Here is a 25,225-nt window from a genome sequence, read left to right on the forward strand (position 1 = left end):
CTAAATGTTAGCACAGTGATTTAGGGGAGGCGTCGACGCCAGATCGTTAGGATCCTGACGTCGACGCACTGAGGGTGACAGCTGGTAGGGAACCTCCAAACGGGCTGGAGGCGTGCTTCCCTAGTACCTTCCTCCGGAAGCTCTGATTCTCAATAGACTTTGAAGCATTGATATTTCATTTTTCCAGTCGTTGCCGAGATATTGAACAGCGTAGCTCACCGGCGTTCCTTCCCTTAGTGATTCTTCGAGAAGTGGACCGCATGTCGTGGGGCACGGCGATCTCTCCGTGAAGATTTTGAGAATATCCTTGGGGTCAAAACCCTTTGCTTTAAGCGCATTTATTATCTGTTCCTCGGAATGTCCTAAATCGTTGCTCCTTGTCGCAATGTAGCCTGGGCCAAGGATCGGGTCGACCCAGCCATCAATTTTGGCGACTGCGACATTTATGCCAGGGCTCATGTTCGCGATTTTGCGGCGATACTCGAAAGCCTTGTCGGCGAGTTCATCTCCCCAGCTATCGTATTTTACTGGGATAAGGCATAGATTTGAGTTGGTGACCGCGCTCAATGATCGGGCGGTCGCCCGGGCACAGTTCTTGAACCCGTTGCGGATAAAGCTTAGATCCAGTTGCGCCAAGCCTGTCCGTACCGCGATTCCGCTGAGGAAAGCTGCGTCGCTGAGTGCGGCGACTCGGGAGGCAAGTAGCGCCTCGGCTGCAAATCCTGTGGCGAGGTCGGCGCCGATGGTGATGAGGAGCCCTGCGCCGGCGGCTTCGGCGAGGAAGCCTGCTTCCAGGCCGGCTAGCCCGGCGATCATTGGTGCGGTGCAGACCTCGGCGCAGTACAAGCCGACGGCGACGAGTGCGACGGTGGCGACGATGACGCCGGCGGTGATCCAGAATTGCTCGGTGTCCGCCTCGTCTTGTGCATCGGCGATCGCCTTGTTGATCAGGTATGTGAGAGCTGGGTTGTAGGTTCCCTTCAAGCAGTTGTTGAATGCTTCTTCGCTGTGTCCTTTGAACTGGTTGCAGATCGCGACATTGCGTTCGGATTCGCCCTTGGGGTCGGCGACCATCCGGTTGGCCCGGTTGATGCAGTCGTCGTGGTCCGGACCGGCTGGTACGGCTTCACAAGCCTTCTTGGCGTCGGCCTCGAACTTTGCCCGGGCGTCGGCGATCTCCTTGTTCGCCCGGTCGATCGCCTTCTGTCGGGCATCGTTAGCGGCGGCGACAGCCGCATTGGCATCGGCGCCCGCGTCCTTTGCCGCCTGGTATGCGGCACGTGCGGCGCTCTCGGCGCTTCGTGCGTGGCGGAACGCAATGTTGGCTGAGCCCCTGGCGGAGATCGCTGAGCGGGTCGCGCTTACTGCGGATTGTGAGGCGCGGGTTGCGGCTTGTTGCGCCACGGCTGCCGATTGAGCGGCCTGGCGAGCGGATTCCTCCGCTTGCTTGGCGGATTCTCGCGCCCGTTGCGCATGGCCGAGTGCGTCGTCGGCGAAGCCTTTGGCGCGGTTCGCGTGGTCGGTGGCTTCGGCTGCGGCGTTTCGTGCTGTGGCCGCGACCGCTTGGGCGGTTTCGGCGTTTTGCGAGGCGGTGGCAGCGACCGAGGTGATCTCGGCCACCATCCCGGCGACAGCGGCTTGGTGTGCTGCTGCCTCTCGGTCGTGGCGGGCGGCGACATATTGACCGCTTTCACGATAGACACGGATGAGATCAGGTGAGCCGTCCAGCGCGGCTTGGGACAGCATCCGCACTTCCGGGCCGATCGCCGGATTGGCGATGAGCTGATTGAGTGCGATCCGGTCGTCGCTCTCGCGGGCGATGTTCTGCCCGGTGTCGAGGAACTGTCGGTACGCCGCGATGTCCTGGCTGTCTAGTGCCTTCTGTGCGGCGGCGGCGACCGTGGCATCGCCACGCTGACGAGCGGCGGCCAAAGCTTGGTTGACGATGATCCGGTACTCGGCATCCTGACCAGCGTAGGTCGGTGACGCCAGGAACCGTTTCACGTCCTCATCGGTACCTGCCAGAGCCCGCTCGCCTGCTTCTTTCTTGGCAGGAGAGCCGTCCGCGATCAGCTCACGGATCGTGTCCCGGTCATCAAGTGCGGCAGCCCGCGCGAGACCTGCCTTGATGTACTCCCGTACTTCCGGCTCAGTGCCGGCGAGAGCGCCTTCCGCAGCGGCCTTCGTCCAGGAACCCCCGACGGTCACCAGACGCAGCGCGACCTGGCGTCCGTTGGTCACTACCAGGGTTGGGTCGGCATCCGGCGCGCTGGCCGCCTGCAAGAGTTGCTTGGTCTCAGTGTCACGCTGCTCTTCTTGGGCCGCGTTCCACTTTCGGGTCAGCCCGACGCGGTCATACGTGGCGGCCGCTTTTCGGGCGGACTCGGTCGCCTGCTCCGCGAGAAGGGTGATCCGTTCGTCGTCGGCCTTGCGGGCGGCGTCGTAGAGCCGTTTGGCCTGGGCCGCGGCTTCAAGGGTTGTCTGCGCTGCTGCGCTGGCCGCGTTCGCGTGCTCGGTGGCGAGCCGGGCGGCGTTCTCGGCTTCACCGGCGTGAGCTGCCGCATCTTCGGCGGCCGCTGCGGCGATACTTGCGTCGAATGCGGCCCGGAGCGCCAGATCCCGCGCGACCGATGCTGCTGCGGCGGCCTCAACTGTGTAGGCCCGTGCGGATGCGGCTGCGCGGTTGGCTCGATCCGCTTGTCGACGGGATTCCGCTGCTGCGGCTTCGGCCTTGGACGCGTCTGCACCCGCGCTACGTGCCCAGCGGGCGGACTCCTTTGCCGCGTCGGCCGACTTGGTAGCGTTTTGCCCTGCTGAACCGGCCGCGTCGACGGCTTCCTTCGCTTTCCCCAGGGCTGTTTGGGCGAGGTCGAGTGCCTGAACGGCTTGCTGTGCGTTTCGTGAGGCGTCAGCGGCATCGATCGAGGCCTTGCTGGCGTCGCCAGCACGTCCCCGGTCCGTGCGGGCGGCCGCTGCGAAGTGCCACGCGGTCGACGAGGATCTTCCCGCCTTGACCGCCGCCGCTGCCGCTCGTGTGGCCGCGTTCGCCGCGATGCGGGCTGCCGCTGATGCCGCGTTGGCCGCCCCGATCGCGCTGACTGCCGCGCTCGCGGCGCGGTTGGCCGCGTCTGCGGCTTGTCCTGCCGCGACTGCTGCGCCTGCGGCGTTGTCCTTGGCTGCTTCGGCCGCTCGTTGAGCGAGTTCGGTCGCCTGACGCGCCAGATCCGCTTCTGCGAGAGCCTTCTCGGCGGAATCTTTCGCAGCCTGCGTTTCTTCCGCTGCCTGCCGCCCCGCGACCTTGGCCGAGGCGACCAGCTCAGCGATACCGGCCGTTTCTTGATCGCGCGCTTCGGCTACTTCCCACTCACGCACGATGAACAACCGGAGAGCATCAACGTTGTCACGGTCCAACGCGGTCTGTGCCGCGACTTTGACCGCCGGGCCGCCTGCCGAGAGGATCTGGTTGACCCGAATCCGCAGGTCATTCGCTTCGGCACGTACGGATGTAACACGCAGAAATTCGTTCAGCGCTTCAGCCGTACCGGCGTCAAGCGCTTTCTGAGCTGCCTTCTTCACCTCGGGCCCACCGGCCGCGAGGATCTGGTTAACGCGAATCCGCAGGTCAGTGTTCGAGGCGGCCGACAATCCCGTGTTCAGAAAGGCGCGAAGCGCGGACGCGTCCGCATCCAACGCCTTCTGCGCCGCGCTCTTTACCGCCGGGCCGCCAGCCGCGAGGATCTGGTTGACCGCAATACGGTCATCCAGTCCGGAGAGTCGATCAAGATTGTCGTTAAGGAACGCCTCAACCTCGGCATCGGAGCCGAGCAGAGCCTTTTCCGCTTCCGCCTTGACCTGACTGCCGCCGCTTTGCCAAAGAATCAATACCTTGGCGCGTGAACTCAAGTTCTGCTGAACTGAGACTATAGCTTCCGGTGTTGCACCGACGTCGGGAGCGCCTGCGGCCGGGGTGACACAGAGATGTGCTAGAAGTGCGGTGATCAGCAATGCAATCAGACTGGCTCTTTGCCTTCGCCTGTATCTCATTGTCAAATATTCGACTTTCTGTGAGTTGACAACGTTGACACTTTCACGAGTGAAGTCGCGGAGAATCAATTTCGATTGCCATATTTCCCCCTTTTGTTGGCTTTTCGGCGCACTCGTCTCCGCTTGCGCGTCTGAGTGGCAGATTACTGGCCGCTTCTAGGTGGCAAAGTGTGTTGTGGATCACGTCAAAAGTGGGTAATGGTCAAGCCTGGCCGCCGATACCCCTTGGCGGCACTGTGTCCGCACGTACTCGATCGAATGGGGGTTGAACGCCGTGCTTCTCAGGCGGAAGCTTTTGCTCATTCTCGCCACAGTATTTGCAATGACAGCAATCGGTGGTTGGGCTGCCGGTGCTGTCACTTTTCCGAGGCAAGTCGAGGCTGATGGCCCGAAATCGGTGGTAGAAGACTTCGCGTACCCGGGCGCCGATGGCATCCTCGCCCAGTATGGAGTTGTGCTGGTCTCCGGTGATGGTCACATCGTGTTCGCGGACTGCGCGACTCCTGCCAACGGAAACATCGGCTTGATTCGGGTTCGTACTACGGAATCCGTAGGGCAGAACGGGCAAGTCTGCTTCAAGGTCCTCGGTGTTCCGGGGCATCTGGAGTTGAAGATTCCCGCGGTGTTCGAAATCCGAGGTGACGGCCTGGTTGCCGGGGCGGGGCACAAGGCGAAGGCCGAGCTCACGACGGATGCCGGTCAGCGCACGGTCGTCGACGTGAATCCCAGCGGCAACACGCCGGTTGGTGTCGGCGCAAGCCCGGACAACCAGCCGACCACGCTGCTCGAACTCGACGTGGTCGGCTGACGCTGCCATCTTGACCTGAGGGGACTTCAAATGCATCGTTCAAGAGTGGTCAGCCTGTCCGTATTGTCCGCAACTCTTGTTCTGGGGAGCCTGCTGACCAGTGCGACCGCGAACGCCGTCACCGGTGGTGCTCCGACTGCGGACGGGAGCTACGCCTTCGCGGCCAAGATCAACACAGAGGGTGCGGCCTGTAGTGGGGCCTTGGTGGCGTCCGAATGGGTCATCACATCAGCGTCCTGTTTCGCCGGGAATCCGCAGGGCGGTGTGCCGGTCAAGCCGGCCACTGTCACCGTGGGCCGGACCAATCTCGCCGGCACCACGGGCAAGGTCGCCAAGGTCACGAACCTGGTGGTCCACCCCAGCCGGGCGGTGATGCTCGCGCGGCTCGACACGACGATCACCGACATCACACCGGTTTCCGTGGGCGCCGCCGCCGCGAGTGGAGAGAAGCTGCGGCTGGCGGGCTATGGCCGTACGGCGACCGAGTGGGTGCCCGACAAGCTGCACTCGGCGTTGTTCGCCGTCGGTACTCCGACCGCGGCAGAGATCCCGCTCACCGGGGACAACGGAGCGGACGCCTGCAAGGGAGACGCCGGGGGAGCGGTGTTCCGGGAGGTTTCCGGCCGAGCGGAGCTGGCCGGTGTGGTGAGCACTTCCTGGCAACACGGGTGTCTTGCCGTGTCCGAGACGCAGCAGGGCACGACGGCTACGCGCACCGACGATCTCGCTGAGTGGATCCGACAGCAGACGTTCGTCGCGACGGCCAAGGCGGTCGACCACGCGATCTCGGTCAAATGGGCCCCGGTATCGGGGCAGGGGCAGTTGACGTACCGGGTCTATGCGGGGGAGGACTCCACGGTTCCGGTGGCTGAAGCTCGTCGCATCGGCTCGACGACGGGGACCAGCTTTACGCACAAGTCGCTGCCGGCCAAGAAGACCTGGTACTACCGGGTTGTCACGACGTTGGCCGGTGGGGTGGAGTTGGTGTCCAGCGTTGTTTCGGCGACCACGCCGGTCCCCACTGTGAGTGACTTTTCCGGTGACGGCAAGGACGACATCGCGGTCTTCACCCGTACCAGCACGGCGGACGTCTTCGCGGCCGTGTCCGATGGTGCCAAGTTCGTGGGCAATTCGGTCAAATGGCACGACAGGTTCGCGACGAACAACGAGGTGCCCCTCGCTGGTGACTTCGATGGTGACGGCAAAACGGACATTGTGACCTTCACCCGGGGAACGCTGGGTGATGTGTATGTGGCGTTGTCCGACGGCGGTAGGTTCGTGGGCGACTCGCAGCAGTGGCACGGCGATTTCGCGTTCGGTGAGGAGATTCCCGCGGTCGGTGACTTCGATGGTGACGGCAAGGATGACATCGCGGTCTTCACGCGTGGGACGACGGCTTCGGTCTATGTCGCCTTGTCGGACGGCAAGAAGTTCGTGGGCAACGGGGTGAAGTGGCACGGCCGGTTCGCCGGAGGCGCCGAGATTCCCGTGGTGGGCGATTTCGACGGCGACGGTAAGGATGACATCGCCTGCTTCACCCGTGGTACGGCGGGCGACGTCTTTGTCGCGTTCTCGGACGGCGGTAAGTTCGTCGGTGATTCCCTTCAGTGGCACGGTGACTTCGCGTTCGGTGGCGAAATCCCAGCGTCGGGCGATTTCGATGGTGACGGCAAGGATGACATCGCGGTCTTCACCCGGGGGACGGGGGCCGACGTCTATGTGGCGATTTCGAACGGTGTGAGGTTTGTCGGGAATGCTGTGAAGTGGCACGACAACTTCGCCTATGGGACCGAGTTGCCCGCGATCGGTGACTTCACCGGTGACGGCAAGGCCGACATTGTCACTTACACGCGCGGCACGAGAGGGGACGTGTATGTCGGGGCGTCCGATGGATCGAAGTTCGTGGGTGCTTCCGTTCTCTGGCATGGCGATTTCGCCTTCGGTGACGAGGTGACGGCACCAAGGGCCTTCGCGCTCGGATTCTGATTATCCGGCCGGCGCCGGGCAGGGCATCCATTGCTCTGCCCGGCGCCGGTCCGTTTTCGGTACACGATAGAGTGAGGCAAGATCGTTTACGGGTCTTGCCCAGGCGCGGACAGTGTTTGTCGCATCGCAGAACTCTGGGTGATTGTCCTCTTTTCACTTGCCTGGAGAATGACTTGAGCACGATTACCGCGGTATCCGAGGCCGTGTCGGACAGACCCGGCGGAGTTGGCGTTCGCGGCCGCGTCCGCGCGTGGAATTGGGTCGCCATCGGGGCCACTGTCCTGGGTTTTGTGGTCCTTGCCTGGCAGAGGCGCTGGATGAGTGATGACGGGCTGATCGTGTTGCGGACGGTCCGGCAGGTTCTGGCGGGCAATGGTCCGGTCTTCAACGTCGGGGAGCGGGTGGAGGCGAACACCAGCACGCTGTGGACGGTGGTGCTCGTGCTGGTCGGCTGGATCCCCGGAGTCAGCCTTGAGTGGATCGCGGTGATCGTCGGGCTGGTGTTCTCGGCGGCCGGCTTGCTTCTGGCGCTCGACGGTGCCCGGCGGCTGGCCGGGCCTGCCTCGACCACCTTCGTGTTTCCGGCGGGTGCACTCGTCGTGCTGGCGTTGCCGCCTTTTCGTGACTTCGCCACCTCCGGCCTGGAGACGGGGCTGATCAGCCTGTGGCTCGGCGGGACCTGGTGGCTCCTGGTGCGGCGCGGTACCGAGCAGCCGTTCGGTCCGCTGTGGTCGACCGCGGTGGTCATCGGGCTGGGTCCGCTCGTCCGCCCGGACCTCGCTTTGTTCAGCTTGGTCGCGATGGTCGGGTTGCTGGTGCTCACCTGGCGAGCTTGGCGGCCCACGCTGCTTCTGGTGGGCGCGGCAGCTGTGCTTCCGGTGTCGTATCAGGTGTTCAGGATGGGCTACTACGGCTTGATCACGCCGAACACGGCGCTGGTGAAGGAAGCTTCTGAGGCGCTGTGGGACAGCGGATGGGCATATTTCGGTGACTTCACCGGTCCGTACCTGCTGTGGATCCCGGTCGCCGCGTGTCTGCTCGCGGGGTTCGCGTTGGTATGGCGGAAGTCCGTGAACCGCCGGGTGGTGGTGCTGGTGGCCGTACCGCTGGTGGGCGCCGTGATGCTGGCGGCGTATGTCGTCCGGGTCGGTGGGGACTTCATGCACGGGCGGATGTTGCTTCCCGCGACGTTCTGCCTGTTGCTGCCGGTGATGGCGATCAGGGTCATCAAGCTGACCTTCGCGCCCGCCCTCGCGATCGCCGTCTGGGCTGTGGTCGCCGGTGGCTGGCTACGGACTCCTTATGCCGGTCTGGAAGAGCCGATCGACGAACAAGAGGTCATCGCTGACGAGCGAGCCGCTTATGTAGCGGCCAGCGGGACCGAGCACCCGATCTTGGCGCGGGATTTCCGGTTGTTCGTGGAGATGACCGACGAGGCGCGTATGCAGCTGGCCGCGCAGCAGGCCCCGGCCGTTCACGTGTATGCGCCGTCGACGGGCTGGGTCGCGTATCCCTCGGCGAACGGCCGTGACGTGCTCGGCTACTTCAACATCGGTGGGCCTGGCATGCTGCTTCCGCTCGACGTGTGGGTGCACGATTCGATCGGGCTCGTCAACCCGGTGGCGGCGCACAGCACAACCGTGCCGGGCAGGCGGATCGGCCACAGCAAGTTCGCCGGGTCCAACTGGGAGGTCGCCGGCCTCGGCGCGGAGACGACGGCGGCCGCGGCGGCACGAGGCCAGTACAAACAGGACAACCTCGACGCGATTCAGAGGACACTGAGCTGCCCGCACACCAAGGAGATGCTCGACTCCGTCCGCGCGCCGCTGACCTTCGAACGCTTCTGGGACAACCTCATCCACTCAGTCGGCCGAAGTGGACTGCGCTACGACCGGAACCCCGAGAACGCACAAACCTGCGGCTGACAAGGCCTCGCTGAGTTTGCATTCCGTACAGGATTCGACCTGGCATCGCATCACTCGTGAGAAGCGACGACGGCGTGGATGGTCTAGCTGTGCTCTTCGATCACTGGATTGCTCCCGGACCGCCTGGCTGGAGGGCCGGAGCTATCGTGCTGGCCCAGCACGATACGAGTCGTACTCGAGGCGATTGGCATCCTGCTGCTCCAGCGGCACGGAAAGCTGGAGCTTGCCGACCGGGTGCTCGACTGCGACTGGCTCGACGTCGAGCAGCTGACCTCCCGCGGAGCAGATCGTCGACGGATCGGAAGAAGTGCCGGGGATCGGCGCCGAGTTGGTTCGAGCAGCGCTGGTGAAAGTGCTTTCGGCGAAGAGGCATTCCGCGCCAGGACCTGCCGGGCGTGAGGGCGACGACCACGATCGTGTTGTTCCGTCAGTCCGTGACGAATGCCGTGCCTCCGCAGAGGTCGAATCGGACGCCATCGCGGTTCACCACCGGAGTGCTTCCAGAGGTGGAGGAGCTCACTTTGGCGTTGCTGGCGAGGAACATCGGCGACCGGCCGGGAATCGACGACGTCCGCGCGGTGCTGCGGCCGCACCTGCCGGAGCTCGGCGCACCCGAGCCCAACCCGGTAGCCCGGCCCGACGTTACGATCCCCTATCGCACCCCAGAGGCGGTCCGCGCGCCCGAGGTGCCAGCCCGGGCTCGCGCGGAATCCGTCCACCCGTTCCGCGCGCGTCGGCGGCGCGACTTTCTCACCGAAGCCGACATCGCGGAGGCCCTCCAACGAGCCACCACCGCACACGAGGACGGCGACCACGCGGCCGCCGTGCGCATGCTGACCGACCTGCGCTGCCGGGCGATCGAGACGTTCGGGAAGGGCAACCCCAAGTTGGACCCGATCGAGCGGGCGTTGAACATCCTGGAGCAGCCGTGATGTCATCCCGGCACAACACCCGCTGGCGCGCGGTCGCCGGTGCGGCTCATCGTCATCGCGCACACCTCGTCGTGGTCGGTCAGGACGTGCCTGGTCGCCAGCGCAGAGTGTCGTCGGAGGCAAGGCAGAGTCGGTGTCAAGGAGATCCAACACATGCTTCGGCACTCGTCGATCAAGGTGACGATGGACCTCTACACGAGCGTCGCGAAGGAAGTGCTGAGCGACGCCACGTTTGAAGATGGCCAGCATCACCCGCGGAAGCCGTTGCACCGGCCTGCGTTCTCGGGCTCGCGTGCGCCGGACTCTATATTTGTGCAGGTCGATCGCGTCGAGCATGGTCCTAGGTAGGGTCGTCAGCAATTCGGCTGTGCGCGTACCGCCTTACGGATACGGCCGGTCCGCGTCGTCTGCGGCCGGGGCAACCGTCACGGTGACGGCCTACTGTAAGCAAACCAACGTGGGATGCCCTCCAGAGGTGGCGGCCTCAGGATAGCGATCGGGGCGACGCGATACCCGTACGGAGCTCGAAATACTGATGACGCACTGTTTCCCGGAGGGAAATCTGCGTGGGATAGCCCTGGAGTCGATCCATGACTACCCCGCCCTGTCTTAGGTGTCCGTCGCCCGCCTTGCGGCGTCAACCATCACGAGTGTCAGTCGTGCCGCGTCACATGCGCGAAGTGTTCGAGGATTGTGTGGAACTTTGCCCATGGAGTGCGGGTGGGTACCAACGGTACCTGCACTGGCGCACAAGTGTTGACTCCCTGTCAACAGTTCTGCTGCCGCCACGGGCTTCCTCGATGTAACAATCGGGAGCTATCTGGGGTCGTATCGAAGATCGATGTAACGGTTTTCGGCTCGCTTGCGCCTATCTACCGTAGCCGCGAGTGAGAGGATCATCTTGACCCAACCGGATGCATCTCGGATCAGCGCGACGGCTAGCCAGATCGTGGAGGTCGTCGCTGCGGCTGGGGCCGCTCTGACCAGGGCGCAATTGATGGATCTGGCGAGCAAGAGATTTCCCAGGTTGCATGCAAAGCGACTCGAAGCGGCTGTGGCGCAGGCGGTCCAGGCTGGTGCGCTTGTCCTGGCAGAAGGCGGGTTCGCAGTACCGGACCCAACGCGAACAATGCCGCAGCAAATGTCAAGCACATCGGATCCTGGCGCGCCGCTGCGCGCTGTCATCATCGACATCGAGTCGGTTGTCCGCACCACCGCGACCGAGCCGTATCTCGAGAAGCGGATCTTCCAGATCGGTGCGGTCAGGCTGGGAACGGATTCCGCATGGGTGCACGCGGACAACACTTTTGATGCTTTTGTCGAGCTGCCGCAGGACGGTGCTTGGCAGATTCGGCGTGACCGGGTACGAGTACGGCACGAACAATGTGCGATCCCGCCGCTGGAGGCACTGCTGGCTCTGCAGTCGTTCTGTGCCGAGGCTGACATGCTCGTCACCTACAACGGGACAGCCGCGGATTTTCCGCTGCTGGCGGAGGCCTGCCTGCGGGAGGGCCTGCCAGTGCTCGCTCCGGTTCCGGTCGATGCCTACTATCTGGCGTTGGCGCTGTGGCCGACGGAGGTGAACCATCAGCTCGGTCCGCTCGCCGGTCAGGTTGGCGTAGATCGCGCCGGGCTGAGCTGGCACAACGCGGTGGACGACTGTCGCCTGCTTGAGCGGCTACTCGAACGTGGGGCTCGGCTGGTCGCGAGCTGGGATCGTGACCTGCTGGATCTCGTCGCTTCCACGTGCCCTGATTCGCCGGCGTGGCTACTTCTGCGGCACTTGGCCGGTACCAGCCCTGGGCATCCGTCCGGTGACGTTGTCGCATACGGACAGGGTGACGTCACGAACGTCATCTCCGCACAGTTGACGAACCATGTCCCGCGGCGGCTCGATGACGGTGTGGGCGCCCGCCCGGCGCTTCAGGTCGGTTCTGAGCTGTGCGGAGAAGACGGGCGGATCGACCCGATAGAGCTGGCGGCGGTCGCGCATGGGGCCGATGCACGGCGCCGTCCCGCGCAGGAGCAAATGACCACCGCGCTGCACCGCTGGGTGGACGGGGGCGTGCCTGCTCTCGTCGAGGCGCCAACTGGAACGGGAAAGAGCTTCGCGATCTTGGCTGCGGCGCTCGACTGGTTGGCAGGCGCTCCTGACCGGACCGCCGTCATTTCGACCTTTACCAAGCAGTTGCAGCAGCAGCTCGCCAACGACGTCGCCAAGCTGGACAAGGTCGTGCCAGGGCTGCTCGAGACCAGCGACCTCGTGAAGGGGCAGGCGAACAGACTCTCTCTTCGCGGGCTGGCCGTCCTCTTGGCCGACGCGACGATGGAGCAAGGGGCAGTTCGGTCGCGACCCGGGCCGCGTAACAGATTCCTTGAACGACCGGTGTTCCGTGAACTTCTCGTTTACCTCATGCTTCGCCTGTTCGCCGCCGCTGACGTGCGAAACGGCTGGATCGCACGGTCTGTCGATGCCGTCGATCTTCCGGCGTTCTTCAGCGAGTACGCGGGACCTCCGCTCCCGATCTGGCTGGAGTCGCTGTCGCAGGCCAGCCACGGCGAATACCCGGCCGGAGCCGAGGTCGCCGTGGCCTCGCACACGGATGTCGTTAGGGAAGCTCTGACGTCAAATCGGCTGATACTCGCCAACCACGCTCTGCTGCTGGCCCACTTGGATGACCTCGACGCGCTCGGCACGAACACGATCTTGGTCGTTGACGAAGCACATCAGCTCGAAGATGCCGCCACCTCCGCGTTGACCGCAACGGTCGACTACCGTTTCGTTGAAGATCTGCTGGCCGAGCTGCAAACCTGGGGCGAGACGGCCAGGCGCGGATTCGCACGGGACTCCGTTGGTGAGTCGATCGGAAGTCTCGAGGCGTTGCTTGATCACGAGCAGCTCCCTCGTGTCGCGGGCATGGCGTTCGACGCCTGCGGGGCGGCCAGCGGCGCCTTGGTGGGATCCCGGACGGCGACACTGGCGAGTGCCTACATGGGCATGTCCGGCATACCGCAGTCGCGGCAGCTGGCGGGGCTGCTGACACGGCTCGGAGGGCTTTGTCAGGCCCTGGTCGGGGCCTTGGGCGCCTACGAGCGAGCCCACGTGCAGGTCCTCGACTTCTTCGAGCGTGAGCGCGTGCAGACCCTGCTCACCAGGTGCAAGTACGTTCACGAGTCGTCGGCCTCGGTCGTCGACGATCTGAACTCGATCATCGGAAGGCAAGGCGGCTCCGACGCCCCGGCGAGCTCGGCCAACGAAGAAGCCGAGGAGGAACTGTCGCCCGAAGGCGAGGTAGACCTTTCCGAGGAGGACGACGACGAGGGCACGGCGTCCGGCGAACTGCCACCCGGAACATCGAACCGGGTCGTGTATGCGGAGGAGGTCGGTGCGCTGAATGAAGGTTTGCGACGCTATCGATTCCGGATCGCGAGCAGTCCGGTGGAGCTGTCGGCCGACGAACACTGGAAGCAGTTCCTGACCGCGTTCGACAGGACCTACTACGTGAGCGCGACGTTGCGCGTGGCCGGGAAGTGGGACTTCATCCGCGGTCGGCTCGGGTTGTCGTCGGGCGTCGCGACTCTTTCACTGGCGACGCCGTTCAATCTCGGGAAGCAGGCCGCCCTCGTCTGCTTCTCTGATTTCCCGTCATGGGCGGAACAGACCGAGGGAGCCATGCGCACCGTCGCGCACCAGCTTGCCGGCTATGCACGGGAAATGATTCACGCGGTCGGGGATGCCGAGGACCGCGGTCGTGGTGGCTTCGACGGTGGGGCACTGGTTCTCACAACAGCGCGCTCGACGGCAGGCGGGATCTCAGAGCATCTCGCGACCGAGCTGCGCCGTCGCGGTGACGAGACAACTGTGCTGCCCACCTTGGTATTGGGTAACAACCGGGGCTATCTCGAATTCAAGGATCACGAGCACGGCGGCGGCTTCCTGGTCGGCACGAAGGGGTTGTGGCAAGGAGTCGACATCGATGACCCGGACCGGCTGCGCTTGGTCTGGATCAACAAACTCCCTTTTGCGCCCTTTGCCGCGCCGGTCATCGCGGCACGACGCGAAGCTGTCAAAGCACGTGCGGAGGCGGCGCGCGCCGAAGATCCCGATGCCGTCGCGACCTTGAACTACTACCTCCCGCTGGCGGCACTGCAGCTCCGGCAAGCTGTCGGCAGACTGATCCGGTCGGAGCGGCATCGTGGTGTGGTCGTCATCAGCGACCGCAAGCTTGCAGGCAGATCCGCGCTGCGCCGGGCCTACCGCGACATCTTCCTGGGTTCGTTGGATGACGATCCGGAACCGGGATCGCCGGGCTTGCTGGCGCCGGATCCGGCCACCGGCGAACGGGCAGGCGGGAACGTCGTAACGATGGCCGAAGGCTGGGCCCGTATCTGGCAGTTCTTCGCTGCCGAAGGGCTGCTCAAGACTGAACGTGCCGAGGAGCTGTGCACGTCGCAAGCGCTGCACGAGCACACACTGCTGCCGCAGACCCGGCGTATCCGCGAACTGGAGATGACTGCCGAGGAGGTCGTGCGACATCGCGCGGCCGGTTCGCTCGAGTCGGAGGTACTCGAACGCTCCGGTGTCGTCGGCGGGCTATTGCGCCTGTCCGATGAGCCTGCTGATCTCAAACCGGCTCAGCGGGCAGTCATCAATGCCGTCGCCGCTGGGCGCGATGTGCTCGGCCTGCTCCCGACCGGCTTCGGCAAGAGCTTCTGCTTTCAGCTTCCGGCCTTGGTACTGCCCGGCATGACGATCGTGGTCTCGCCGCTTGTCGCGCTGATGCAGGATCAAGCGCTGGAGCTGAACCGGAGCATCGGCGGGGCGGTCCGCGCCCTAGTCGCGCCCATGCGGGAGTCGAGTTCACGTGCGGGCAAGACCGAGGTCGCCGAGCAGCTCAGCGGCGTTGCCGAGCACAAGATCCGTATGGTGTATGTGTCGCCGGAACGGCTCTGCCAGCGTCGCTTCCGCGAGCTCGTGAGACAGGCAGCAAGCCAAGGCCGGGTCAGCCGCGTGGTGCTGGACGAGGCACACACCTTCGTGCAGTGGGATGACTTCCGTCCGGCCATGAGCAGGGTCGAGCAGTTCCTGGCCGAGTTGCGCCGTGACTTCGGGCTGCCGGTCACCGCCCTGACCGCGACGGCGAACCACACGGTGCACGCCGGGCTGCGCGCCGAGGTCTTCGGACTGCCCGAAAGCCCGGTGGGTGGCCAGGATGGTGAAGCGGCGGAGGTGGCGGCCGGGACCTTGGTGACCGTGCGGGAGAACCCGATCCGTCCCGAGCTGGCGATCTTCCGGAAAAGCATTGAGCGAGCGGGGCCTGCGATCACGGCCGGCCTCGCTGAGGAGGTCGTCGGCAAGCTGGAAGACCACTCGATCTTCTACTGCCTCACGGTCAAAGAGGTCGTTGCGCTCCACTCGCATCTGCGGAACTACCTAGGTGAGGGAGGGACACGGGTGCGCCGGTTCCACGGCAGGCTGACCGAGATCGAGAAGTCGGCGGTCATGACCGAATTCCGTGAGGCGCCCAAGAAGAACGAAGAAGGCTTCGTTCCGCTCGTGATCGTCGCGACGAGCGCGTTCGGTCTCGGCATCAACCGGCCGGACGTGCGGACGGTGTTCTGTGTCAGCGCACCGACCGACCTCGCCGCGCTCTACCAGCAGATCGGTCGTGCCGGTCGGGACGCCGCCACGACATCGACCGACCCGAATCTCGGCTTGACGCTGCTGACGACTCAGGGGTTACGCACGGTCGCGTTCATGACCGCCAACGACCTGCGCAAGGAACTGCTTGAGCGAATGGGACAGGCGGTATTGGCGAGCCGTGGTGTCCTCGATGCCGCGACGGTCGCCGACGAGCTGATTGGCGCGGACATCGCCGCTGGTGTGCTCTCGCTCGACGAAGCTCGCCGAAGCAGGACCGCCGAGAACTACCAGTCAGGGGTCGTCCGGGCGTTCGCCGCGCTCGCCGGACTGGGCGCGGTCGTCGATCTCGGCGATTTCCCGCCATTTTGCATTGTCAAAGCCGGCGAACTGAATGAGCTGGCAGGTGACTTGCTCGACGAGGTCGAAGCTGCGGTGGTCGCTGTCCTGCTGGATCTACCTTCGAGAGGACAGGGTCTGCACCGCGTCAAGCTGGATGTTCACGGTCTTGATCGGCATCTCGAGCGGACGGTGCCCGACTTCCGGACAGTCGTCGACGACGTTGCAGGCACCTGGCAGCTGCTCGCTGACTTCCACGACCGTGGTGTGCTCGATGTGAGCGCCGCACCGTCCCGGCGGCTCGTCACTGGCTTGCGGGTCGTCGATCCCGTGCTGCCGCCGGGATTCCTGGCCGCGGTGCTGGGCAAGGCGCAGCGCGCCGCCGAGGAGATCAGTCTGCTGCAAGACTTTTTCGAAGACAGGCTCACCTGCGCGAATCGCAAGTTCGCCGACTACTTCGGGATCAAGGATCTGCCGGATGGTTGTTGCTCGCATGCGGGAAACCGCTGCTCGGCATGCTGGAACGCGGGCAACTGGCCACTTGGGGACGGAATGTCTCGAGTTGTCGAGGCGTTCCAGACGAAACGGCCGCGCCCGGCTGGGCATCGCGTCGACGCGGAGGTCCGCCGTCGGCGGCTCGACGAGCAGGTTTCACGCCTCGTGTGGGACGTCTTCGCGGGCGTGCATCCGCGTGACCTTTACCGAGCACTTCGTGGGGAGGATTCCTACTTCCATCCCCGTGCACGTAGGCGAGTTCAGCTGCGAACGGGCCTGCGGATGAGTCGCTTCTTCGGCGCCAATCCATCGGTTCGGCTGTTCGATATCGAAGATTCGCTGGCCCGGTTGACGGCCGAGGCGAAGGTCGTTCAGACAGGCGTGCTCTGGCGTGACGCTGGACATGTGCGGCGTGAACAGGCGCGTCTTACTGCTGCGGATGCATCCCAGACTTCGGAGGTGACGAGATGACGGAGGTAGACGCAGATTGGGCGTGTGGCGCCGAATTCGACGACGAGCCGTCTCAGCGCGACGCGGGTCCCGTCTGGCAACCCTATGTCGATCCTCCTTTGGTGACACCGGGCATGCTCCTTGGCCTCGACTCCATGGAGGACGAGGAACAGCAGCGACTGTTTCGGTACCTCGTGGCCCTCGTTATCACTCGGACTGCTCCCGTGCACGTCAACGTCGCGTTCAACGCCGTCTATTTCGGCTTTGACCTGACCGTCAGTGGCTACGTCGGCGGCGCGACCAATGACCTCTTCTCTCTCCCTGAAGTCCATGCGGGAGAAGAGAACGACGCGCTACCGGTCGGCGCTTTGGTCAAGATCACCTCCGGTGGCCGTCCGCTCTTCGCTGAGGTCGTCTACAAAGAGGGAGCGCACCCAGACCTGCAAGACGACGGAACGGTGCCGGACTGGTTGTCCGGTGCGCCCGCCGGAGCGGTCGGCCCTGGTCAGACGAACTCGGATGTTTGCCCGCTGCTCCGAGAACTGCTGGTCATCGATACCGATGTATTCGGGTTGGGCTTTTCCCCGACGCACTCGCAGCTGGACAGGGCGCGACGAGCTGGCCGTGCTATGAACGGGGACGGCCACCTGGTCTATAACGCCAAATACGCCTCGCGTGAAGACGCCGATCTCGATGAGGTGTCCTACTACGCGCAGTATCTCCTCACCCGGGGCCGTGATCAGCTGATGAGTGCCTCAGCCCCGATGCCCTTAGGCTCGTTGCTCACCGCTGACGCTGGGGAGGAACAGTACCGCGCGGCTTTACTCGGCGTGCTGAACACGGTCCGCGATGCTCTCGGATGCCTCGATGACCGGCTACGGACTTGGCATGGATACTCGTTCAGCCGGGCCGCGTTCGGCGCAAGGCTGACCGACGATGGACCACTCGGCGAGTCGGATCTGGGAATGATCGCCACGCAGCTCGGACGAAGCGCGATCCAGGAGCGGCCGCCGCGCTGGGCGACGCAACCGAAGCCGGTCTACAGCGCGATCGGCCCACGGCTTCGGCAGGTCCGGGATGCCGGGCGGCATCTGGTCGGCGTCGGTTACGCCGCTGCGGTGTGCCATGCCAACTCCGTGATCAGTGACTACGCCCGCCGTGACTCAGATGAGTCGACCGGGATGCTGCCAGGCGGTGTCAGCCTGCGGCTTGACGACGCCTGGCAGGGCGGTGGCGTCTGGCGGTCCGAGGCACCGGGAGGCCCGGAAGCCCGGCTCGACATCACTCAGCCGCTGGGACTCGGGTGGGCGTCGACTCTGCCCGATGCGGAGCCCTTGGCCGAGCCGGAGTTCGAGGAACCCGCCGACTTGTTCGAGCCATCCGACCTTCTTGTCAAGGACAGTGAAATAACCTGGTCGCAGCCGATGCGGCTGAAGTATCTGCTCGAGGGCACCCTGCCGTTGCCCGACGGTGTCGCCACGGCCATGCGTGGCAGCGTGACGGGGCTGCGGTTGGTGCTGTCCCATGATGGATATGAGCTGGAGGCTTGTCAGAAGACCCAGGACACGACCACCGAGTTGTTCACACCTCAGCCGCAGCTGTGCGGGGTCGACTGGCCGCTGGACTTCTTCGTGGGCATCGTTTTGACGTGCACTTGGCCGCGGGGGAGCAGTGTCGTGCGGGCCATGTCGACGTTATTGGAGGAGCCAGTCATCGTAGACGGCGAGTTCATCGAGCACCGTTTTGACAAGTCGATCATCACGCGTGATGCCGCGCCAGGCGAGGGCAAGCGTGGTTCTTCAGGGGAAGGCAGCTCTACCAGGGAAGGCGGAGCGCTGACCTTGTCTGAACGTGTCTTGCGGGCGGTGCGGCGGCTGGGGTTGCTCGACAGTCATGGGCGGGCGGTGCTGACCAGGACAAGGCTGTGCACGGCGGTCTACGGCGAGAACACGGAGCCCGCTCTTGGCGAAGCGGTCGATCAGCTGATCTGCGATGGACGCCTGCGCACGGATCTGGCAGGCGTGGACGAGCGCGGACTTTTGCGGTTTCCCGCCGAGCCCGGCCAGCGCGAGATCGAAGTACTCGTCTACGAACCGTCCGTGGCGGCTGCGAGCGCGCGGCCGGACACAGCGTCGTTGCATCGAACCTTGGAGGCGCGGTTCCTGCGTAGTACCGACGTGGCTGGGCACCTCCGACGGATCGGCCATCTTGGACGGGTGGCAAGCGAGGAAAAGAAAGCGGCTTATCGGGCCGCGCAGGAGCGCGTCGGACGCGGCGCCCTCGAGCTGCCACCCGGCTACACCTACGTTTCCTCGTTCACTCGCGGGGGCTGAGCCGAGAACACCCACCCACAGCCAGCTCTTACATCGTGATTTCTTTGCCAGGAGGATGTATGACCCAGCGCCGACCCCACGCCGCTTGCTCGCACGGTGATGCCGGTCGTCCCTACCCCGTAGTCGAGGACCCGGACTGGCCACTCGGGCAAGACCCGGTACGCGATGAGGCTCTGGCTCAGCTGGAACACGTACTGACGTCGTGCTGCGAAATGCTCGCTGCGGCGATCGAAGAGCTCAATGCGGCTGACGTGATGAAAGCGTTGAAGTCCGTGCCACTGCAGCACCGGGGCTCGGTGTTCAAGCCACTCGGCCTGAACATCAAGCCACGTCAGATCACCAGGCAGATGAGCCAGGACACGCGAGCGTTACTGCTTCGGGGTGCGGACGACGATGTCCGTCACGCCGCGCGCATGTTGACCGCAAAGGTCTCCACGGACATCGGCTATGCGGTTTTCGAGAGTATGGGCCCGGATCCCGTTGAAAACTGGGGCGCGGCGCTCTGCCAGACAGCGATATGGGCAAACCATATTGCCTCGGTCCGAGACGCCAGGGTTTGGTTGTGGGCCAGCCGACAACCCTGGTTCGGACCCGAGCGGATCACCGTCACAGAGCGCGAAAACATCGCCAGCGCGGCTCAGCGGGTCATCGATGGGTCGCCGGCTTTCGGAACGGCCGCAGAGGTGGTGGTTTCCGCTGTCGCAGAGCCCCCGGAAAATCTTCACACGGCTGTGGACAGCCTCGAATCGATCTTCGAGAAAGGGGCTGAGGCGGCGCGACGGATCGCCGATCAGCTGAGTGCGAAGCAGGTGCCTGCGAGCCATGATCTGGCCGACGTGGTGAGGACCCGAGAGTCCTTCGACGAAGTGACCTCCTCGTTGATCAACGCGGGATTGTCAGCACTCGGCGACACGCTCGGCAGCCTGAGAGCCGCGATCGACCAGGCGTCCGCCGAGGAGCGCGACGGTGACCTGCGGGCCTCCCTCGCGGTTGTGTGCGAGCTGGCGGCACCGCCGGATGAGCCGATGCTCGTGGCGCAACTCGCGCAGGTGCACGCTGAAGCGGCCGAGCTGATGAGCCAAGCTCGCTGGGACGAGCAGGGGCGGAAACGGGCTGAATCGCTCAGCCTGCTCATCGACCTCGCCACGCCGGCTGCCGGCAAACCGGCGCCGATGGAAGTCGCGATGCGCTGGTCGGAATTTTGGCCGGAATTGTCGTTCCTGGCGCTCCAAGCCGCGCGGCTTGCCCTGACCGAGGCCGACCCGGCGCCCGCGGAGTCTGCCGAGGCTCGGCACGACGACGTGCCAGTGGCACCCGCCCCGGTCATCGAGGAGCCCGTCGAACCGGCGATCGACGATGCCGAAGATGTTGAGGACGAGCCGAACGACACCGAAGCGCCCCTCGTGCGTGACTTTGCCCGCCTGGTGGGCGGCGCACGGTTCGGTCTTGCCGCGGCGATCGGAGCGGCCGAATCGCGACCGGACACGCAGCTGGCCACGCTGCGGGTGGCCGCGCTGGCCGACGCGGTCCGCTTCCAGCACGGTGCGGTCGCCGCGATGCTCCGGGACGAGCTGGCCCAGCTTGAGCCGGACGGCGTGGTCGCGGACACACCGAGTCTGCTTCTGGTCGTGCCTGCGCTGATCCGTGCCGCGCTGGTCACTGGCGAGCCGACGACCGGAGCGTTGCTCACCGAGCTGGCCCCCCGCTTGGAACCGAATCTGAAGGTGATCGCCGAAGAAGTCGGACGCCGTGCTCTGCGCGGGGTTCTCGCCGACTCGCGCGCCCTTGTCGCACTGGCCGACGTTGCCGAGGGTGAGCGGACGCTACTCACTCTGGCTTCCGCGGCGAAACAGTTCCGGGTCCGGCATCGCACTTTCCGGTTCAAGCGGGCGACCGACATCAGCAAGGTGTGGCTCGGCGCGCAGGGAATTCTCGGACGCCCGCTGGGGATCGTCGAGCGCAACGACACGCGCGCCGTCGACGAGGTCGCCGCGGCTATCGAACGCCTCGCCAGCAGCGCCTTCGTCAAGAGCGAACTGGACGCGCTGGACGGTCAGTACCAAGGAAGTTCCGGAAAGCCGATCGAGGGGGCCGGGCGACGCGATCTGCTCGACCTGGCACGAGACGCGCTGACTCCGCTCGCCGAATGGGTGACGGTCGCCCGCTCGCTCAGGCATGATGTCGGTCAATCCACTTGGGGCACGGGCGAAGTCGCCGATATGAGGGCGGCGGTGCTCGTCCGCAGTGACGCCGTGGCTGTGGCGCTCAAGGAACTCGCCGGGCACGACGACCCGATGATCGCGGCCGCCGCAATGGCCGCGGTCGGCTCGCTTGAGGAGACTTTCGGCGTTCTCCGGGGTGCTCGGACGCTCACGTCGGTCGAGCAGGCACCCGAGTACGTGCTCACGGCCGAGCTGGCGAAGATGCCCGGCGCCATGATCGATAACGAGCGGGTCAGCTTGCCATCAGACGTCAGTGTCGGCGATCTCCGCGACGCCGCGGACCGCAGCTGGGACGACGCACTGAGCTCGCACATCGATGGTGAGCGATTCGGGGTGGCGTGGTTCCTGCTGGACAAGGCCAGGGCTGGGCGTCTTCCGGCAGGCGACCTGAGTGACCAGGAAGCCCAGGCGAAGGTGGTCGAGGCGGCTGAGCAGTCGTCGCGGGAGGCCCTCCTTGGCGAGCTTGAGCAGTTCGCCGTGATGCTGGGGCGAGCCCGCTCGAACGACGAGATCGCGGAGGAACAGGACGGCGACCTCACCGGTCTGCTCGATGGCGTGCGCGAGCAGGCGAGGGGACACAACCTGGCGGACGTCAGGCTGGCGCTCAGGAAGCTGGACGTGCAGCTGAGCAGCTACCGGGCCGAATCGCGGGCAAGGCTCGAAGTCCGTTTGGACAAACTCAAACTTGATGGCCGTGTGGACGAGAGCACCTCCACACGAGTCACGGAACTCATGACCAGCGGTCAGCTGTCAACTGCTGAAGAACTCATCTACTTCCTCGAAGTCGACGAGAAGCTCCCGGAGATCGAGGAGGCGGAGCATCTGCGGCAGTTCGTGCCCGCCGTTCCCGAAGCGCTGCCCCGTGGCGTGACGGCCGAGCTCATCGCGCAGGTCCGTAACCGGGAAGCCGTCGGCACCTGTCCCATCTTGGACTTCACCCAGTTGAGCACAACCCAGGCTCAGCTCGCCGCGGAAACATTGGAGAGCTGGCGCGACCTGTCGTTGACCGAGCCGGGTCAGCGCTACAACGTCGGCGAGAAGGCCCATCTTATTCCCGTGCTGCGGATGATGGGGTTGGAAACAGGGCAGGTCGACAAGTTGTCCGACTGGCCGCGCGGGCGCGACCGCCGGTTCGTAGAGGTCGTCGTTACCGGCCAGGTCGGGCGGGTCCTCGTCCCCGCGTTCGGGTCGAAGCTCAGGGGCAGGCTGCGGGTGCTGCTCGTGTGGGGCCAGCCGAGTGCCGAACTGCTGATGAGCTGGGCTGACGGCGATACCTCCGACGAGAGTCTGCTCATCACCCACTTCGGCACGATGAGCATGCAGACCCGGCGAGATCTGGCCGTGCTGGCCGCGAGCCGGACCGCGCCCATCGTCGTGCTGGACGATGCGGCCCTCGCCTACCTGGCGGCTTACAGCGGCGGCCAGATGACCGCGACGATGAAGGTGCTGTTGCCGTTCTCGGGTGTGAACCCGTATCTCCAGAAGCGTGGTGTCGTCGCGCGTGAGATGTTCTACGGCCGTGACCAGGAGCGTCGCAGTGTCCTCGACCCCGACGGCACCCAACTGGTTTTCGGTGGTCGAGGCCTTGGCAAGTCAGCACTGCTGCACAGCGCGGCTGAGCACTTCGAAAGCCAGAGCCGGGCAGGAGCTGATCGTGTCGCGATCTACCTCGATCTCAAGGTCATTGGAATTCGGGCCAATTCACCAAATGGCCAGGACGCGATTTGGGACGCGTTGCTGGATAAACTGCAGCTTCGAGACGTCCTGCGGGCGTCCCGTAAGAACGTCGGCCGCAGGTCGTCGCGAAAGCACATCGAGCATGGCGTGCGGGAATGGCTTCAGGTCAACACCCAACGGCGGCTGCTCGTCTTGATCGACGAAGCCGACCAGTTCTTCGAGGCCGACATGCCGCACTTCCACGAGACGGCCGCGCTGAAAGCGCTCGGTCAGGAAAGCAACGGACGAGTCAAGGTCGTCTTCGCTGGTCTGCACTCGGTCCAGCGGTACGCAAAGAAAGCGCGTAACGCGCCGTTCAGCCACATGGCACAACGACCAACGGTGATCGGGCCGCTCAAGCCGCAGCACGCGGCGAACCTGCTGTCGGAGCCACTGGCCGCGCTGGGCTTCGAGTTCCAGGATCCAGACCTGGTGAACCGGATCCTGGGTTACTGCTCTTACCAGCCTTTCCTGCTGCAAATGTTCGCAAACCGCCTTGTCGAGGTGATGCACGCCAAGCGGCGTGGTGGTGTCCTCGGCGTCGACGAGCCTCCGTACGCGATCGCCCGCCACGATGTCGAGGCGGTCCAGAACCAGGCGGATCTTCGAAGTGACATCCGAACGGCCTTCCGGGACACGCTGAATCTCGATCACCGCTATGGCGTTATCGCTCACGTGCTGGCGCATTACGCGTACGAGAACGGTCTCGATGCCCGGCTCACGGCCAAGCATCTGCGTCAAGAGTGTCTGGACTACTGGCCGCAGGGGTTCGGCAACCTCGACGGCGAGGGCTTCCGTGCCTATCTCCATGAGATGACCGGACTGGGTGTGCTCGCACCCGATAATGACGGCAGAGGATGGCACCTGCGCAGTGCCAACGTGCTGAGTAGGATCGGGACGAAGGACGATGTCGAGGCCGAGCTGGTGTTGGCGGCGGAGCAGTCCGTTCCCGGCGAATTTCTTGCCCTCGAATCACGGCAGGAGCTTCCGAGCGGCCGGACATCGCCGTTGACCGCGGCCCAGACCGACGACGTACTCGGCGACCACAACAACCAGGTGCGGGTCGTGCTCGGCTCGCCTGCCACCGGGATCGGTATGGCGGGCGAAGCCATCAGGGCGGCTGCCAGTGTCGGAACCAGGTTCACGCTCCCCCGCATCGGCGGCGTTCGAGAGTTCAAGGCGCAGCTTGTAGACGGGCAGCCGGGGGAGTGGCGGGTCGTACTCGACGACTTGTTCAGCGTGGCACCGAACGAGGGTGCCTGTTTGGAAGCTCTGGAGCTCGCGCAGACGCTTCGGCCAACCGCGGCGGGTGTGACCCGCTCAGCAGTCATTATCGCAGGGCCAGAGCAGATATCGTTGTGGCGCGGAGTATTCGAGCAGGATTCTGTCGACGGCCAGTCCGCAGGAACGGTCGTACTGCGCCGATTTACTCCCGCGACCTTGCAAGTGTGGTCGATGGACACGAACATGTTCACTGACAAGGAAGCGCGTGCCAACCTGCTGCGAGTCACGGGCGGCTGGCCGATGCTCGTGGAATCGGTACAGCGGCGGACCAAGGGAGATTATTCGTCGCCAGGTTCGACAGGAGTAGACGAATACGAAGCATTGCGGCAGGTCGAAAAGCATCTCGAAACCCCGGCTGGACGAAACGAACTGTTCCGTGCGTCCGGCCTTGGCGGCGACGCTCGTTTGCTGCGTGCTTTCGCCGCGATTCGTGCGGAGGCCGGATCCCAGGGGCTATCGCGGCTGGATCTCGACGTGGCCGCGGGTTTCGAGATCACCACGCCGGAAACGGACGTCGAGTGCCTCATCGCACTCCAGGTCTTCAATGTCGATGACGGTATTTATCGGCCAGAACCAACGTTGGCACGCTGCCTTCCTGACTAGAGGTGGAGCGTGTGCAGGTGGAGTCGATCGTGCCTGATCTTCATTTGGGAATGCCCCAGATCGGGAACAGTTCTCGATCGGGTGTCGGATTCGCAATATCCGGGATTCGATCTCATGGAGGGGCGTGGTATCCGACGTAGGCGTGTCTGCTGGACTGTTCTGTTGTGTCAAAATAGAGTGCGCCAACCTATCTGTCGACCCCTTCGTCAGATATACACTCGATGGGCTTGATGTGAGAGGTTTTCGTTAACAGCTCTCCCCGTCGTGTAGCAAATGATCTGGAAAGGGAGAGGGTGATGGCTGGTGCGGTGGGTCTGAAACGTGATTGGCCTGCGCCTTCACGATTGTCAATCTGTTCGCTCGCCCTTCTTTGTGAGTGGCGAGGGGGCGACTGCTTTCTGTGATGACGTAAGCGTCTCGCGTTTACGAGTAATGGCCTGCTCGGAA

8 protein-coding genes are annotated in these 25,225 nt (G+C 64.5%); 7 read left to right on the forward strand and 1 reads right to left on the reverse strand.

Annotated elements, in window-relative coordinates; genetic code table 11:
* Window positions 1-120: 120 nt before the first annotated feature.
* Entirely contained in the window at window positions 121-4,005 is a 3,885-nt protein-coding gene (locus tag DL990_RS14205; protein ID WP_158632622.1) for a nucleic acid/nucleotide deaminase domain-containing protein, read from the reverse strand.
* Window positions 4,006-4,366: 361 nt separating this feature from the next.
* Between DL990_RS14205 and DL990_RS14210 the strand changes: the two genes are divergently transcribed.
* The 7 genes from DL990_RS14210 to DL990_RS14245 all read left to right on the forward strand — a co-directional run bounded on the left by DL990_RS14210 (window position 4,367) and on the right by DL990_RS14245 (window position 24,778).
* Window positions 4,367-4,852, forward strand: a complete 486-nt coding sequence (locus DL990_RS14210; protein WP_125798974.1) for a hypothetical protein — start codon at window positions 4,367-4,369, stop codon at window positions 4,850-4,852.
* A gap of 45 nt (window positions 4,853-4,897) precedes the next feature.
* A complete protein-coding gene (locus DL990_RS14215; RefSeq protein WP_233620473.1) occupies window positions 4,898-6,838 on the forward strand; it encodes an FG-GAP-like repeat-containing protein in 1,941 nt (646 codons plus the stop codon).
* A 317-nt stretch (window positions 6,839-7,155) separates the two neighbouring features.
* A complete protein-coding gene (locus DL990_RS14220) occupies window positions 7,156-8,763 on the forward strand; it encodes an arabinofuranosyltransferase (protein ID WP_125798976.1) in 1,608 nt (535 codons plus the stop codon).
* A gap of 506 nt (window positions 8,764-9,269) precedes the next feature.
* The gene (locus tag DL990_RS14225; protein ID WP_125798977.1) at window positions 9,270-9,695 is read left to right on the forward strand and encodes a hypothetical protein; all 426 of its coding nucleotides are present in this window, start codon (window positions 9,270-9,272) and stop codon (window positions 9,693-9,695) included.
* Window positions 9,696-10,836: 1,141 nt separating this feature from the next.
* Complete coding sequence (locus DL990_RS14235) at window positions 10,837-16,641, forward strand: DEAD/DEAH box helicase (protein WP_125798979.1); 5,805 nt, start codon at window positions 10,837-10,839, stop codon at window positions 16,639-16,641.
* Window positions 16,638-18,953 (forward strand): hypothetical protein, encoded by a 2,316-nt coding sequence (locus tag DL990_RS14240; protein ID WP_125798980.1) that lies wholly within the window; start codon window positions 16,638-16,640, stop codon window positions 18,951-18,953. Before DL990_RS14235 ends, DL990_RS14240 begins: the two co-directional genes overlap by 4 nt.
* A gap of 59 nt (window positions 18,954-19,012) precedes the next feature.
* Entirely contained in the window at window positions 19,013-24,778 is a 5,766-nt protein-coding gene (locus DL990_RS14245) for an AAA family ATPase (RefSeq protein WP_125798981.1), read from the forward strand.
* Window positions 24,779-25,225: the final 447 nt, after the last annotated feature.

The sequence above is a fragment of the Amycolatopsis sp. WAC 01416 genome (assembly GCF_003947485.1).
Lineage (GTDB): Bacteria > Actinomycetota > Actinomycetes > Mycobacteriales > Pseudonocardiaceae > Amycolatopsis.